Below are 13,200 nucleotides of genomic sequence, written 5' to 3' on the forward strand. Positions count from 1 at the left end.
ATTCATCCCGGAAACAGCAGTTGCGCCGGTAAAAATCCGCTCATCCTTCGACGGGCTCAGGACAGGCTTGTCGAAGGGCTTTCGAAGCGACAACTGAGCAACTGTCTTTCAAGTCAAGCGAGATGAATCGAATCGTCCCAAGAGGCGCCGGATCGGACCATCGCATTGAGGATGGTCAGCAGCTTGCGCATGCAGGCGACGATGGCGACCTTCTTGGGCTTTCCTGCGGTGACGAGGCGCTCGTAGAAGTGCCCGATCACACGATTGAATCGGATGGCGGCGAGCGTGGCCATGTAGAGGGCGCGCCGAACGTCGGCGCGCCCGCCGAAGATGCTGCGCTTACCGCGCATCTGTCCGGAATCGCGATTGAAAGGGGCGAGCCCGACCAAAGCGGCGATCTCGCGCCGGGACAGGGTGCCCAGTTCCGGCACGTCGGCGATCAGGGTGGTGAGGGTGGCCGGCCCGATGCCGCGCACGCTCGCGAGCTGGCGGGCGAGTGCGGCATGATGGCTGTCGATGTGGCTGGCCAGTTGGGCCTCGACCGTATCGAGCTGCTGACGGATGGCCTTGATGAGGGCCTCGATACTGGCACGGGCAGCCTTATGGCTGACCGCCAAGCGCTGGCGCTCGGCCACCAGCATCGTCACCAACTGCCGACGCCGGGCCACCAGCGCCTGCAGTGCCTGTTGCTCGGCGGTGGGCAGGGCCTTGACGAACTTGTCGCGCTCGGGGTGACGCACCAACACCTGGGCCAGCGCCGCCAGGGCGCGCGCGTCGATGCGGTCCGTCTTGGCCAGATAGCCCATGGCGCGGGCAAAGTCGCGTGCCTGGCGCGGATTGACCACGGCGACGGCGAACCCGGCTGCCTGCAGCGCACAGGCCAGATCCCGCTCGAGGCCACCGGTGGCTTCCATCACGATCAGCTCGACCGTCCGCCCAGCCAAGGTCGTGATCAGCGCTTCATGGCCGGCGTCGTCGTTGGGAAACGTCCGCACATCCGTCATCACACCCAAGGCAGCATCGAAACTCAGCTTGGCAATGTCGATACCCACCACGATCGCTTCGGGCATGTTCCTACCCTCCCATCCTTGCAAATGCGATTTTTCAGTCCAGCAACTGTTCGGGCTCCGGAGGAACGGTCGCGACGGCGCGCCATCTGCTCAGTTACGGGCTTGCAGGCCCCGAGGGGTAACAGGCTGCGCCGCCGTGCCCGAAACGACTCGCGCTGTGGATTTGTGGACGATGGCCTGTCGGCCACCGGGCCGCTTGCCGTGGAAAAGTCTGACGACTTTTCCACCGCGCGGCCCTTCGCCCACAAGCTCCACAGCGCACCAATCATTTTTATAAAGATCAATCTGGAAGATACAAGGTTTCAAGGAACAAGGAACAAGCATGGAAGAACGCCTGACGAAGATCGAGACCAAGATCGCGCTGTCCGAAGACCTGCTCGAAGAGCTCAACCTCGCCGTCTATCGCCAGCAGCAGCAGATCGACCGGTTGCAGCAGCAGATCCTCGAACTGCACCGCCAGCTCGCCGCCGCGGCGCCGGGCGATCGGCCGCGCGACCTGCGCGACGAAATCCCGCCGCATTATTGACGGGCGCGGGAGGCAGGATCAGGACGCCGGCGCCGCAGCTTCGAGTTCCGCCCACATCACCCACTGGCCGCATGCATTGCGCGGGCCGCGCAGCGAGCCGTGCCACGGCCCTTCGATGCACGGGCCCTTGTCGTCGTTCTCGTCGTATTCGACGCTGCCCGGCTCGCTCCCCGGACGGCGCTTGCCGCCCCAGCGCTTGCAGGACACGCAGCGTTTGCGGTCGAGCGGCTGGCTGGTCATCGGTTCGCGGCGTCGCGCGTCATGCGTCGTGCCCGGCGCTGCGGCGCTGCAGCGCGGCGCGGAAGTCGCAGTCGCGCTGCCACGCGCGGCGCTCTTCGTTCGCGAACGCATACGCGCGCGCTTCGTCATCGTCGAACGCGGCGAGAGTTTCGAGCATGCGCTGCAGGAACACGTGCTGCGGCAGCATCATGCCGAAGAACAGCACCAGCTCGCCGCGCTGGATCAGCAGCGTCGGGAAGTCCTCGACATCCAGGTCGCCGAGCCAGTCGGCGTCGTCCTCGATGTCGACCCAGTGGAACCCGGCCTGCGGCCATTGGCGGGCGAGGGCTTCGAAGCCGGCGCGATAGTCGCGGCAGGTGCCGCACCATTCCGCACACAGGCACGCGACGAGGAGTTCGGGAAGGGGTCGGTCGTTCATCGGGAAAAGCTGCCGGTCGATCGGTGCGCCAGTGCGCGTACCGGCCGAGGCTAGCATATTCCGCGCACGCCGGCCGCCTGCAGCTGCGATCGCGCAGACGTCGCGGATGGGCTTACACTCGATCCGTCGTTACCGCAGCGTTTCAGGAGTATCCCCCGCCCGCGGCAGCGGGCTGCATCGAGGAAGTGCCCGATGAAAATCCAGATCCTGTCCGACCTGCACCTGAACGTCGCCGAGCTGGAGCCGCCGCTCACCGATGCCGACCTCGTGGTCCTCGCCGGCGACATCGCCCGCCCCGAACGGGCGATCGCGTGGGCGCGGCAGTTTCCGCAGCCGGTCGTCTATATTCCCGGCAACCACGAGTACTACGGCGGCAGCCTGTCGGGCGTCGCGCAAAAGCTGCGTGCGGCGGCCGAGGGGAGCAACGTCCGCATCCTCGACTGCGCGGCCGCATTATTCGGGCGCGTGCGCATCCTCGGCTGCACGCTGTGGAGCGATTTCCGGCTGTTCGCCGAGGCCGAGCGGCAGCAGCACTCACAAGCCGAAGCGACGCGGCTGATGTACGATTTTTCGCGCGTCAGGCTCGACGACGATGCACCCGAACTGTTCACGCCGGCGCTGTCCGCCGAGCTGTTCGATCGGGCGTCCGCGTGGCTGCGCGACGAACTGCAGGCGCCCCACGACGGAACGACGGTCGTCGTCACCCATCACGCGCCGTGCACGCGCAGCGTGCATCCGAAATACGCCGACTCGCCGATCACACCGGCGTTCGTCTCCGACCTCGACGAGCTCGTCGCCGGTTCGGGCGCGGCGCTGTGGATCCACGGCCACGTGCACGATTCGCACGACTACCGCATCGGCGCGACGCGCGTGCTGTGCAACCCGCGCGGCTACGGCAAGAACGGCGTCAACGAGAACCCACGCTTCGATCCGGCGCTGACGATCATCGTCGGCGAGTGAACCGGCGCGCCGTGCGCCAGGCCGGGGTTCGGCAGGAATTCCGGCCCGGGTTATCCGGGCACGTCATTCCCGACGGCCTTCATTGGGCGTTGACGTCGGCCGAAGGCTTACGCCGATAGAGGATGGATGCGGAACACTTCCGGATCGTCGCCGTGATCGAGCAAGATGCGGCGGACGCGGTCCTGCCACAACGCGCCGAACTGCCGCTGCTCGTCCGCGCTGGCTTCGCCCGTGATGCAGCGCGCCATCAGCGACGGCATCGCCGGGTCAGCCGGAATCGTCGACAGGTCCGCTTCGGCATCGACGGCCGCGCCGGTGTCGAGGCGGGTGAAACGCAGCGCGAGCGGCACGTCGACGGCGAACTGCTGCAGCCCGCGCCGCACGAAGCGCCCGGCAAGGCCTTTGAAGCCGCCGTCCTGCGCCGCGCCGCTCAGCAGCGTCACGACGCTCGCAATCACGCCGGTGACGCCGTCCTCGAAGCGGTTGCGGAACTCGACGCGCACGCCGCCGCGTTCCGGCACGCCGTCGGGGTACAGCGCGGTGAGCGCGTGGCGGGTCAGAAGATACGCCGAACCGACTGTCGGGCACGAGTGTCCGGCGAGCTTCACGGCGTCCTCGTAGCCGTATTCGATGACGCCGTCTTCGGCAGCGCCGAGAAAGGCGGCCAGCGCGTCGTGCACCTTGAGTCGCGGCACGGCGCGGTAGAAATCAGGGAATTGCATTGCTGCTCCAGGGAAGGGTTGGTTCGGGAAAAATGTCATCGGCGGCACGATCCGGCCGGCCGCCGACAGGGGGCGTCACGGGCGGCGCGTCACGCGCGATGCAGCAGCATCGTGATCAGCAGCGAGGCGTCTTCGAGCGCGGTTACCGCGTGCGGCTCGGCATCGGCGAGGTACACCAGCGTGCCGGCGGTGAGCGTTTGCGCCTGGTCGTACGCGTCGAGCTCGACGACGCCTTCGAGGCACTGGATCGTGATCAGGCCGGCGGCCCGGTGTTCCTGCGTGGACTTGCCGGCCGGCAGCACCAGCCGGAAGACCTCGAAATGCTCGGCCCTGACGAGCGTCGTCGACACCGTGTCGCGGACGCGTTCGCCAAGGGGCGTGATGTCGATCAGTTCGCCGGACGCGGCGTGCGGAATGGCCATGACGTCTCCTAACCGATGGTATAGCCGCCGTCGACGACGATGTCCTGGCCGTAGATGTTCTTCGCGCCGTCCGACGCGAGGAATACCGAGGTCTCGGCGATGTCCTCCGGCTTGCCGAACTCGCCCGTCATCAGCCGCGAGTTGATCTGCCCGGCGACCGCGCCGAGCACATCGGGCGCCAGGCCGACCGTGCCCCACAGCGGCGTGGCGATCGGGCCCGGCGCGATCGAGTTGACGCGTATGCCTTTCGGCGCGAGTTCCGCGGCGAGCGTCTGGGCGAACGATTTCAGCGCGGCCTTGCTCGCGCTGTAGATCGCGAGCCCGGGAAAACCGACCTGCGTCAGGAAAGTGGTGATGAACTGCACCGATCCGCCGCGGCGGATATGCGGCAGGAACAGGCGGACCGTCTCGGCTGCGGCGAAGAGGTTCACCGAGAACTGCGTCTCGAACGCTTCGCGCGTGCTGTCCTCGAACGAAACGACCCGGGCGATGCCGGCGTTCGGCACGACGATATCGACGCCGCCGAACGCCTTGAGCGTCTCGTCGACGAAGCGCTGCAGGTCTTCGGCGCGCGTCACGTCGCCCTTGACCGTGACGACTTTGCCGGCATGGGCGGCCCCGAGCGCGTCGAGCGCCTCGGTGTTGCGGCCGAACGCGGCGACTTTCGCCCCTTCGGCGACGTAGCGCTCGACGATCGCGCGGCCGATGCCGCTGCTCGCGCCGGTCACGACTGCGACCTTGTCTTCAAGACGTCCTTTCATGTTCGCATCCTCACCGGTTTTTCCGCCTTTGCGGAGTGGGGCAAGCATCACTGTCCGCGCCGCTGCCCTCATTGATATGCATCAATCGTCGGCATCCGACCGCTGCGCGGGTCAAATACAGGACAAGTTCGCGGCCCCTCCCGTTCCCGCTGCTGCGGCGATGGAGCGGTTGCGCACGCAATCGTTTCTGAACTCGCCCGAGCTCGACGATGTCATTTGCCGAACGAGCGTGCTTTCCGCCGTGCGGGAGCCCGCCATGTCGCGGGCGTTTTCCGGCCGACCCAGAGGAGAATCCGATGCTTCATTTCCGCCGCGTGATCGTCGCTTCCGCGCTGATGTCGTCGTTCCCCGGCGTCATGCCGGACTTCGCCACGGCGCTGGCGCAGGAGACCGTCCGCAGCGAAGCGGGGCCGGTGAAAGTCGTCGAGGTCGCGCGCGGGCTCGAGATCCCGTGGAGCCTGGCGTTCCTGCCCGACGGCCGGATGCTGGTGACGGAGCGGCCCGGGCGCATGCGCATCGTGTCGCCGGACGGCAAGCTGTCCGCGCCGCTGAAGAACGTGCCCGAAGTCCAGGCCGGCGGGCAGGGCGGTCTGCTCGATGTCGTGCTGAGCCCGCGTTTTGCCGACGACCGCACGATCTTCTTCTCGTACGCCGAACCGACGCGCCGTGCAGCACGCACCGCGGTCGCCCGCGCGCAGCTCGATGTCGAAGGCCTGAGTCTTTCAGCGGTGAAAGTGATCTTTGCGCAGAACGATGACCCGTCAGGGCGCAATCACTGGGGCTCGCGGCTGGTGTTCGACCGCGACGGACTGCTCTACGTCACGCTCGGCGAACGTTTTTCGTATCGCGACAAGGCGCAGGACCTCGACAGCCATCTGGGCAAGATCGTCCGCATCCGCGCCGATGGCAGCGTGCCGCCGGACAATCCCTTCGTCGGCAAGCCGGGCGTGCAGCCCGAAATCTGGTCGTACGGCCATCGCAACGTGCAGGGCGCGGCGCTGCATCCGCAAACGGGCGTGCTGTGGGCGCACGAGCATGGCCCGCAGGGCGGCGACGAAGTGAATGTCATCAAGCCGGGGCGCAACTATGGCTGGCCGGTGATCACCTATGGGCGCAACTACGGCACCGGCACGCGCATCGGCGAAGGCACTGAGCGCGCCGACGTCGAACCGCCAGTGCATTACTGGATCCCGTCGATCGCGCCGTCCGGGATGGCTTTTTACACCGGCGACGCTTTTCCGGCGTGGAAAGGCAGTCTGTTCGTCGGCGCCCTGCGCGCGCAGCTGCTGGCACGGCTCGAACTGGACGGCACCCGCGTCACGCACGAGGAACGCCTGCTGACCGAACTGGGCAAGCGCATCCGGGACGTGCGTCAGGGGCCGGATGGGAAGCTGTATCTGCTCGACGAAAGCGACGGGCGGGTTCTTCGGCTCGATCCGGGCTAGGCTCAGACGATCCTCGTTAACTTTGATGATGCAAACACATCAAGGTAAGGCCATAATGCGCTTATGCACGTTATCGAGGAGCACCGGCCATGAGCGTTGCTGTCCTTCGCAAACCCGAGGCGACGCAGGTCGTCACCAAGGCCCTGCTCAACGCCGGCAAGGAAATGGGGCTGACGCAGGCGGCGCTGGGGGCGGTCATCGGCAAGGACCGGACCGCGATCAGCCGCAACGGCATCGACCCCGACAGCAAGGCGGGCGAGCTCGCGCTGCTGCTGATCCGCGCGTATCGCGCGCTGTTCGCGCTCGTCGGCGGCGACGCCGTCCAGATGAAGCACTGGATGCACACTGACAACCACCACGTCGGCGGCGTCCCGGCCGAGCAGATTCGCACCGTCCAGGGGCTGCTGCGCGTCGTCGAATACCTCGACGCGATCCGCGGCCGCCTGTGACCGACATCTGGGCGGCGGTCGGCGCAGAAGCTCCGGTCGTCGAGCTCGCAGGCGACCTCGTCCGGCTCGTCGAGAGCCAGGAGCAGATCGCGACGAATCGCCTCGTCGATACGCTCGAGGAACAGGCGCTCCTCGAATCCCTGCTGGAAAGCTCGAAGCCGTCGTTGCCGCAGGCGGCGCGTGGCCTGCATTACCTGCTGGCGACGCCGTTCCGTTATCCACCGCTGCGCCACGGTTCGCGTTTCGGCGGGCACTTCGAGCCCAGTCTGTTCTACGCGGCGTTCGACACGGCAACGGTGCTGGCCGAATCGGCCTATTACCGCTTCGTCTTCTGGCATGGCATGGCCCTCGCGCCGGCGTCGCCGCTGGCGTCCCAGCACACGCTGTTCGGCGCCCCGTGGCGCTGCGCCCGCGGCGTGCAACTGCAGTCCCCGCCGTTCGACCGCTGGCGCGAGCAGCTCACCGACCCCGGGGATTACACCGCGACCCAGCAACTCGGCACGGCGATGCGAAAAGCCGGGGTCGAAGCGTTCGAATACGTCTCCGCGCGCGATGAAGCTGGCGGCCTCAACGTCGCGCTCTTCACCCCGATGGCGCTTGCCGCCCGCCGGCCGGACTTCATGCAGGCATGGCTCGCGGAAACGGACGCCGCCGAGGTGCGCTTCTACTGCCAGGAAGAGCGGCTCGTGCACCGCTTCCCGCTCGGGCAGTTCCTCGTCGCGGGCGGGCTGCCGATGCCGGCGGTGTAGCGTTTGAATTGAGCGGCGTGAGTGACTTTTCGCGCAGCTTCGCTCGAATGATGGGCGGGTCGTCGCCCGCCAGCCACCTCACAGCTCCGGTGGAATGGCCGGGTTGGGCCGCTCATTCATAGTGCGTCCACATACGCAGGACGCGAACCGTTTTCTCGTTGGCAAAGACTTCGTACACGATGCGGTGTTGAATATTGATGCGACGAGAGTATGCGCCGGCAAGGTCACCGACCAATTTTTCAAAGGGAGGTGGCTTTTTAAATGGGTCGTCGGCAAGAATCGCGAGCAGTTCCTGCGCCTTTAGTTTAAGACCGCTTGCAGCAAGTTTCTTTGCATCCTTCAGTGCCTGCCTGGCATAAACGACCTCCCAACTTACCACTTAAGCTCCTTCGAGCTTTTTGCGAGAGGTTCGGCCATGCCAGCCTTGATGGACTCACGCATGCCAGGTACGGCTAGCAGGTACAGAGTTTCCTGAATTGCGCTCCAGTCTTCTGCGGAGAGAAGCACGGCACTGTTGCGTTTTCCGGAAATGATGATTGGCTCATGAGACTCAACTGTTTGATCAATGAGCCGGTAAAGATTTGCCCGGGCTTCGCTGGCCGTAAGTGTGTTCATTTCGCGCTCCTCCAAAGAGGCTTTATGGTACGCGATAGCGTACGTGTGTCAAGTGACTCCGGGAGCGCAGCAAGAGGCCCAACGTTTGAGTTCAACCGCTCTTGGAGGCAGGCGCAGCACTTTGTTGAGGCAACTCATCGTGCCGCCGGATATGAGAAACTGCCGCGAACGCGGCTCGTTCGCGCGTCCAGCCGATTTGTCCCGCCGAACCCTTTTGATTCCGTCCGCGATTGTCGGACGGCGCGTAATCGACCGCTTTTGAACCCTGCAGGAGAGCCGATGCATCTGCCGAACCACCAACTCGCGATGACCGTGCTGATGACGCCGGACATGGCCAATTTTTCCGGTAACGTCCATGGCGGCACGATCCTCAAGCTGCTCGACCAGGTCGCCTATGCGTGCGCGAGCCGCTACGCCGGGCACTATGTCGTGACGCTGTCGGTGGATCAGGTGATGTTCCGCCAGCCGATCCATGTCGGCGAGCTCGTGAGCTTTCTCGCGTCCGTCAATTACACCGGCAAGACGTCGATGGAAGTCGGCATCAAGGTCCTGGCCGAGAACATCCGCGAAAAGGTCGTGCGCCACGCGAACAGCTGCTTCTTCACGATGGTCGCGGTCGACGACAACGGCCGTTCGATCCCCGTCCCGCAGCTCGTCCCGACCACGCCCGACGAGCTGCGGCGTCACGCCGCTGCGCAAATCCGCCGCGAATTGCGCCGTGAATTCGACCTGCGCCAGCGCGCGTTGAGGCCGACAGCAGCATGAGCGGCACCCAGGCGAACAATCCGCTGCACGGCGTCACGCTCGAACGCATGCTGACCGAGCTCGTCGAGCATTACGGCTGGGACGAACTCGGGCAGGAGATTCCGATCCGCTGCTTCCGGCACGAGCCGAGCGTCGCGTCGAGCCTCAAGTTCCTGCGCCGCACGCCGTGGGCGCGCGAGCGGGTCGAGTCGCTGTATCTTTACGTGCTGCGTTCGCGCGCAAGATAAGCCGGTGCGCGCGGCCACAAGGGTCTATGATGATCGTGCCCTGTTCCCGATTGTTCGCACGCATCGCCGGCGGGGCCACCCAGTAACGGCAACAAAGCGGTGACGGCGCCTTTCGCGGCGTCCGCATTGCGAGGAGAAGCACAATGGCCAAAGGTCAGGTACGCGGAAACAAAGAGGCCAAGAAGCCGAAACAGCCGAAAAAACCCGAACCGCCGGCTGCGGGCGGAATCATGGCGCCGAAGACGGACAAGTCCGGAAAGAAATAACCTCGGCTCGCTTCGGCAGCCCACGAAAAAACCGGCTTCGCGCCGGTTTTTTGTTATGCGCGGGACAGCGCCCGGCCCCGGCTTCAGGGTGCGAAGCGCACGCAATAGATTGGCGGAAGGTGCGCCGACAGGCACGTCCATGTCTCGCCGCCGTCTTCCGACACCCACAACGCCCCGGTCGTCGAACCCATCGCGAGCCGCCTGCCGCTGCTGTCGACGTCGAGCCCATGGCGATACACGAGGTCGTACGTCGGCGCTCGCGGCAGGCCGTGGTCGAGCGGCTCGAAGCTCGCGCCGCCGTCGCGGCTGCGGGTGACGACCAGGTGCGCTCCGACCGGCACGCGGCACGCATCTTTCTCCGCCGGCACGAACCACGCGGTGTCGGCATCCTGCGGATGGGCCGCGACGGTGAAACCGAACGACGACGGCTGCGCCGTCAGCGGTTGCCAGCTCGTTGCGGCGTCGGTCGAACGATAGATGCCCGAATGCTGCTGCGCCCACAGCACGTCGGGATTCGACGGGCATTGCACCATGCGATGCACGTCCTGGATGTTCGGGTCGCCGCCGCGTTCATCCGGCATGTAGTCGGCGACCATGCCGCTCGCGCGGCACTCCCAGCTGTCGCCGCCGTCGCGGGTCTGCCACACGCCGCCGCAGGAGACGGCGATCGTCACGACGCGGCTGTCGCGCGGGTCGATGCAGATCGAGTGGATGCCGGGCTGGTCGTAGCCGCCGCCGAACCATTCGCGGCGCTCCGGGCGATCCCACAATGACCGGACCAGCTGCCAGGAATCCCCGCCGTCGGCCGAGTGGAACAGGCCGCCGGGAATCGTTCCGGCCCATAGCACGCCGGGCTGGTCGGCGCCGGCCGCTTCGAGCGCCCATACCTGGGCGAGCGACCACGCCGCGTCGGCCTCGTCTGCGGCTGCCGCGGGTTTGGGCGGGTACGCGGGCACCGCGCTTTCGTTCCAGCTGCGCCCGGCGTCATGCGAGCGGCGCATCTTGACGCCGAAGTGCCCGAGGTTCAGCGCCGCATGCCAGGTGCCGTCGCGCGGATCGGCGAGCACCATCGTGACCGGGTCGCCGAGGAAGTGAACGTGCGCTTCGGGCAGCCAGTGCGGGCTCGCATGCGGATGGCGGTCGAACACGAACAGCCCCTTGCGGGTGGCGACGAACAGTCGGTCGGTCATCGATGCCTCCTTTTGCGGCGCTTCAACCCCCCGAGAGCGCCTGCACGACGTAGATTTCGGCATTTTCGCCGGCCGGATCGCTGAGATGTAGACGGTCCTTGACGACTTGCCCATCGACGAAGATCGCGACATGGCGACGCAGTGTTCCCTGGTCGTCGAGAATGTAGTCGCGCATCTGCGGCTTTTCGGCGAACGCGGCCGCGAGCGCGCCATTCACCGTCGCGCCGGCCACACGTAGCGGCGGGCACGGCTGGTGACGCTGGATCGCAGGGGCGAAGACGATTCGCGGCATGATTCATCACTCGGAGCGGCGGCCGGGCCGCGAATGGCATGTTTCGGCCTTCCCCAGTCTAGACCAGCAATGCGGGGGTCGCATGACGTCCTGCCCGGCAGGGCCGCAGCGCGGCGGGTGCCGCGCGCAGGTCGGCAGGTCGTTCAGCCGCCCTCGGCGCTGTCGTCGTCGAACAGTTCGGGCGGAATGTCGTGCGGGCAAAGCTCGTTCGCGTTGTCGCCCATCAGCGCGAGGATCAGCCTCAGCTGGCTGCGCAGTTCGCTGAGGTTGCCCGGCCAGCGGTGGCGTCGCAGCAGCGTCAGCGTGTCGAGACCGACATGGATCGGTCGCTCGGGGCAGGCCTCGCGCACGAACAGCCGCACCAGTTCGTCGAAATCGTCGCGCTCGCGCAGGGGCGGCAGGCTGAGCCGCTGCCCTCCGGCCGCGGTGAAGTGCGCCAGCTCCAGGTGGCCGCTGTCTGCGAGGTTCGCGACCCGCTTGCGGGTTGCGGCAATGATGCGCGTGGTGCCGCGCGACGTTCGCATGCCGAACAACGCGCGTTGCATCGCGTTCGGCAATGCATCGATCTCGACGACGAACAGCGTGCCCTCGGCGGCCTGTCCGAGTCGGTCCGCGAGTTCGGCGCTGGCGCCCGCGCCGCGCAACGACGATCCGTCGATGATCACCAGGGGGGCGTCGGGGTGGCGACGGTGATCGGCATGGAACGCGCGAACGAGGTGCGTCTTGCCGGTGCCGGTTTCTCCCTCGATCAACAGCGGAACGTGCGTCGCGGCGCTCGCGTGCAGCGTCGCGATCGCGGCGGCGACGCGCGGGTCGCTCCGGCTCATCCGGGCGAGTTGCCTGCTCGGCCGGGGCGTCTGCGCCGACGGCTCCGCGGGAGGGCGAGGCGCGGTTGAACGCGCGCGCAGCGCGGCGCGACCGACGAAGCTGCGACCGTCGACCGCGCGCAACGCAAAGGCACCGCCGGGGCCGGTCGCCAGGTCGAGCAGCGTCGCCCAGCCAGTCGCGAAGCACTGCTCGAAGGCGGCCGAGGGGTGTGCCCGGTCGAGCTTCAGCAAGCTGCGGGCGGCACGGTTGCTGGCGACGAGGCAGCGCTCCTCGTCGAACACGGCCAGGGCTTCGAGCGGACCGTCGACCAGTTCGGCGCGGCTGTGAAACCGGATCGTCACGAAGCCGTTTTCCAGATGTTCGATCAGGCTGTGTTCGATCAGCTCGGCGGTGGTGCGCAGCAGCGCTCCGGCATGCGAGATGTTGGCGCGCGCATCGGTCGAGACGTCGAGAATGCCGAGCAGGCCGCCGCCGGGCGCGAGAATCGGGGTCGCGATGCAGGTCAGGAAGCGGTTGCGATCGAGGTAATGTTCGCTACCGCGCACCGCGACGGTATGGCCGGTGTGCAGCGCGGTGCCGACCGCGTTCGTGCCGACGCTCGCTTCGCTCCACTCGGCGCCGGGGCGCAGCGCAACGCGGGCCGCGCGGTTGAGGAATTCGGAGTTGCCGAGCGCGTTCAGGATCAGCCCGCGCTTGTCTGCGAGCAGCACCATCGAGGACGGGCCGCCGATCTGCCGGTACAGGTTTTCGATCGCCGGACGCGAGAAAGCGAGCAGGCGCGCGTTCGCCTCGAGGTGCTCGGCGAAATCCGCGCGCGCGACAACGCCGTCCGGCAGGTGCTGGTCGGGGGCAAGGCCGTGCTCGCGGCTGCGCAGCCACGAGGCGCGCAGTACGGGCGATGACGGCAGGGCGGGCAAGACTTCGGACATGTCGCCGCTGTTGCAGGAATCATGCCGCCTGACGCACCAGTTCTGATCGTCGATCGCCGCGGCAGCGGTGCTGCGCCGGTCCTCGGTCGGCGGACGGTCGTCGGCACGCAGCCGAGGCGCCGGGCGTGTCGCGATGGAGCAGGTGTGCGAGAACGGAACAGCGCATTGCCGAGCGGCGCACACCTTCCGGCTGTGCAGACCGGCTCCCGGATCGTTTTCAAGCCGATGAAAACAAATGAAAGTGTCGATGCCTGGGGCAATCGCTCGCGGCGACTGGCATGGTGCCTGCAGTTGAGGCCGGTAACGCAAACGCGTGTTCCGCAACC

Annotated in this window: 19 protein-coding genes; 8 read left to right on the forward strand and 11 right to left on the reverse strand. The window is 66.7% G+C overall.

Annotated elements, in window-relative coordinates:
* Window positions 1-113: 113 nt before the first annotated feature.
* Window positions 114-1,070 carry an IS110 family transposase gene (locus PA01_12410; protein ID KON79354.1) on the reverse strand — a complete coding sequence of 319 codons (957 nt, stop codon included), beginning with the start codon at window positions 1,068-1,070 and terminating at the stop codon, window positions 114-116.
* Window positions 1,071-1,392: 322 nt separating this feature from the next.
* On the opposite strand from PA01_12410, the gene PA01_12415 reads away from it, so the two are divergent.
* A complete protein-coding gene (locus PA01_12415; protein KON79355.1) occupies window positions 1,393-1,596 on the forward strand; it encodes a SlyX family protein in 204 nt (67 codons plus the stop codon).
* An 18-nt stretch (window positions 1,597-1,614) separates the two neighbouring features.
* On the opposite strand, the gene PA01_12420 is transcribed toward PA01_12415, so the two are convergent.
* On the reverse strand, window positions 1,615-1,836 hold the full coding sequence (locus PA01_12420) for a hypothetical protein (protein KON79356.1): 222 nt from the start codon (window positions 1,834-1,836) through the stop codon (window positions 1,615-1,617).
* A gap of 19 nt (window positions 1,837-1,855) precedes the next feature.
* Window positions 1,856-2,254, reverse strand: coding sequence for a thioredoxin family protein (locus tag PA01_12425; GenBank protein ID KON80319.1), 399 nt, complete (start codon window positions 2,252-2,254; stop codon window positions 1,856-1,858).
* Between the two features lie 192 nt (window positions 2,255-2,446).
* On the opposite strand from PA01_12425, the gene PA01_12430 reads away from it, so the two are divergent.
* On the forward strand, window positions 2,447-3,214 hold the full coding sequence (locus tag PA01_12430) for a metallophosphoesterase family protein (protein KON79357.1): 768 nt from the start codon (window positions 2,447-2,449) through the stop codon (window positions 3,212-3,214).
* Between the two features lie 107 nt (window positions 3,215-3,321).
* Here the strand turns inward: PA01_12430 and PA01_12435 are convergent, their stop codons facing one another.
* The 3 genes from PA01_12435 to PA01_12445 all read right to left on the reverse strand — a co-directional run bounded on the left by PA01_12435 (window position 3,322) and on the right by PA01_12445 (window position 5,119).
* Window positions 3,322-3,936, reverse strand: coding sequence for a hypothetical protein (locus tag PA01_12435; GenBank protein ID KON79358.1), 615 nt, complete (start codon window positions 3,934-3,936; stop codon window positions 3,322-3,324).
* A gap of 89 nt (window positions 3,937-4,025) precedes the next feature.
* Window positions 4,026-4,358: a cupin domain-containing protein gene (locus PA01_12440; protein ID KON79359.1), complete on the reverse strand. Its 333-nt coding sequence runs from the start codon at window positions 4,356-4,358 to the stop codon at window positions 4,026-4,028.
* A gap of 8 nt (window positions 4,359-4,366) precedes the next feature.
* Entirely contained in the window at window positions 4,367-5,119 is a 753-nt protein-coding gene (locus tag PA01_12445; protein ID KON79360.1) for an SDR family oxidoreductase, read from the reverse strand.
* Window positions 5,120-5,475: 356 nt separating this feature from the next.
* Here PA01_12445 and PA01_12450 point away from each other — a divergent pair, with 356 nt between their 5' ends.
* The 3 genes from PA01_12450 (at window position 5,476) to PA01_12460 (ending at window position 7,762) form a co-directional block, all read left to right on the forward strand.
* Window positions 5,476-6,564, forward strand: coding sequence for a PQQ-dependent sugar dehydrogenase (locus tag PA01_12450; protein KON80320.2), 1,089 nt, complete (start codon window positions 5,476-5,478; stop codon window positions 6,562-6,564).
* Between the two features lie 89 nt (window positions 6,565-6,653).
* Window positions 6,654-7,013, forward strand: a complete 360-nt coding sequence (locus PA01_12455; GenBank protein KON79361.1) for an MbcA/ParS/Xre antitoxin family protein — start codon at window positions 6,654-6,656, stop codon at window positions 7,011-7,013.
* A complete protein-coding gene (locus PA01_12460) occupies window positions 7,010-7,762 on the forward strand; it encodes an RES family NAD+ phosphorylase (GenBank protein KON79362.1) in 753 nt (250 codons plus the stop codon). Before PA01_12455 ends, PA01_12460 begins: the two co-directional genes overlap by 4 nt.
* A 112-nt stretch (window positions 7,763-7,874) precedes the next feature.
* Here the strand turns inward: PA01_12460 and PA01_12465 are convergent, their stop codons facing one another.
* On the reverse strand, window positions 7,875-8,141 hold the full coding sequence (locus PA01_12465; GenBank protein KON79363.1) for a Txe/YoeB family addiction module toxin: 267 nt from the start codon (window positions 8,139-8,141) through the stop codon (window positions 7,875-7,877).
* Window positions 8,135-8,377 carry a type II toxin-antitoxin system Phd/YefM family antitoxin gene (locus PA01_12470; protein ID KON79364.1) on the reverse strand — a complete coding sequence of 81 codons (243 nt, stop codon included), beginning with the start codon at window positions 8,375-8,377 and terminating at the stop codon, window positions 8,135-8,137. Before PA01_12470 ends, PA01_12465 begins: the two co-directional genes overlap by 7 nt.
* Window positions 8,378-8,656: 279 nt before the next feature.
* Here PA01_12470 and PA01_12475 point away from each other — a divergent pair, with 279 nt between their 5' ends.
* The 3 genes from PA01_12475 to PA01_18940 all read left to right on the forward strand — a co-directional run bounded on the left by PA01_12475 (window position 8,657) and on the right by PA01_18940 (window position 9,635).
* On the forward strand, window positions 8,657-9,142 hold the full coding sequence (locus PA01_12475) for an acyl-CoA thioesterase (GenBank protein ID KON79365.1): 486 nt from the start codon (window positions 8,657-8,659) through the stop codon (window positions 9,140-9,142).
* On the forward strand, window positions 9,139-9,369 hold the full coding sequence (locus tag PA01_12480; protein ID KON79366.1) for a VF530 family protein: 231 nt from the start codon (window positions 9,139-9,141) through the stop codon (window positions 9,367-9,369). The genes PA01_12475 and PA01_12480 overlap by 4 nt, the downstream gene beginning before the upstream one ends.
* A gap of 143 nt (window positions 9,370-9,512) precedes the next feature.
* Complete coding sequence (locus tag PA01_18940; protein ID KAI5912307.1) at window positions 9,513-9,635, forward strand: hypothetical protein; 123 nt, start codon at window positions 9,513-9,515, stop codon at window positions 9,633-9,635.
* A gap of 83 nt (window positions 9,636-9,718) precedes the next feature.
* Here the strand turns inward: PA01_18940 and PA01_12485 are convergent, their stop codons facing one another.
* The 3 genes from PA01_12485 to PA01_12495 form a co-directional block, all read right to left on the reverse strand.
* Window positions 9,719-10,825, reverse strand: a complete 1,107-nt coding sequence (locus PA01_12485) for an exo-alpha-sialidase (protein KON79367.1) — start codon at window positions 10,823-10,825, stop codon at window positions 9,719-9,721.
* Window positions 10,826-10,847: 22 nt separating this feature from the next.
* On the reverse strand, window positions 10,848-11,117 hold the full coding sequence (locus PA01_12490; GenBank protein KON79368.1) for a MoaD/ThiS family protein: 270 nt from the start codon (window positions 11,115-11,117) through the stop codon (window positions 10,848-10,850).
* 143 nt (window positions 11,118-11,260) lie between these two features.
* Entirely contained in the window at window positions 11,261-12,874 is a 1,614-nt protein-coding gene (locus tag PA01_12495) for a sigma 54-interacting transcriptional regulator (GenBank protein ID KON80321.1), read from the reverse strand.
* Between the last annotated feature and the right edge of the window lie 326 nt (window positions 12,875-13,200).

It is taken from the genome of Azoarcus sp. PA01 (genome assembly GCA_001274695.2).
GTDB lineage: Bacteria > Pseudomonadota > Gammaproteobacteria > Burkholderiales > Rhodocyclaceae > Aromatoleum.

Excerpts from the sequence above, each read along its gene's own strand:
- PA01_12410 (KON79354.1), bottom strand. The coding sequence starts at position 1,070 with ATGCCCGAAGCGATCGTGGTGGGTATCGACATTGCCAAGCTGAGTTTC.
- PA01_12415 (KON79355.1), top strand. The coding sequence starts at position 1,393 with ATGGAAGAACGCCTGACGAAGATCGAGACCAAGATCGCGCTGTCCGAA.
- PA01_12420 (KON79356.1), bottom strand. The coding sequence starts at position 1,836 with ATGACCAGCCAGCCGCTCGACCGCAAACGCTGCGTGTCCTGCAAGCGC.
- PA01_12425 (KON80319.1), bottom strand. The coding sequence starts at position 2,254 with ATGAACGACCGACCCCTTCCCGAACTCCTCGTCGCGTGCCTGTGTGCG.
- PA01_12430 (KON79357.1), top strand. The coding sequence starts at position 2,447 with ATGAAAATCCAGATCCTGTCCGACCTGCACCTGAACGTCGCCGAGCTG.
- PA01_12435 (KON79358.1), bottom strand. The coding sequence starts at position 3,936 with ATGCAATTCCCTGATTTCTACCGCGCCGTGCCGCGACTCAAGGTGCAC.
- PA01_12440 (KON79359.1), bottom strand. The coding sequence starts at position 4,358 with ATGGCCATTCCGCACGCCGCGTCCGGCGAACTGATCGACATCACGCCC.
- PA01_12445 (KON79360.1), bottom strand. The coding sequence starts at position 5,119 with ATGAAAGGACGTCTTGAAGACAAGGTCGCAGTCGTGACCGGCGCGAGC.
- PA01_12450 (KON80320.2), top strand. The coding sequence starts at position 5,476 with ATGCCGGACTTCGCCACGGCGCTGGCGCAGGAGACCGTCCGCAGCGAA.
- PA01_12455 (KON79361.1), top strand. The coding sequence starts at position 6,654 with ATGAGCGTTGCTGTCCTTCGCAAACCCGAGGCGACGCAGGTCGTCACC.
- PA01_12470 (KON79364.1), bottom strand. The coding sequence starts at position 8,377 with ATGAACACACTTACGGCCAGCGAAGCCCGGGCAAATCTTTACCGGCTC.
- PA01_12475 (KON79365.1), top strand. The coding sequence starts at position 8,657 with ATGCATCTGCCGAACCACCAACTCGCGATGACCGTGCTGATGACGCCG.
- PA01_12480 (KON79366.1), top strand. The coding sequence starts at position 9,139 with ATGAGCGGCACCCAGGCGAACAATCCGCTGCACGGCGTCACGCTCGAA.
- PA01_18940 (KAI5912307.1), top strand. The coding sequence starts at position 9,513 with ATGGCCAAAGGTCAGGTACGCGGAAACAAAGAGGCCAAGAAGCCGAAA.
- PA01_12485 (KON79367.1), bottom strand. The coding sequence starts at position 10,825 with ATGACCGACCGACTGTTCGTCGCCACCCGCAAGGGGCTGTTCGTGTTC.
- PA01_12490 (KON79368.1), bottom strand. The coding sequence starts at position 11,117 with ATGCCGCGAATCGTCTTCGCCCCTGCGATCCAGCGTCACCAGCCGTGC.
- PA01_12495 (KON80321.1), bottom strand. The coding sequence starts at position 12,874 with ATGTCCGAAGTCTTGCCCGCCCTGCCGTCATCGCCCGTACTGCGCGCC.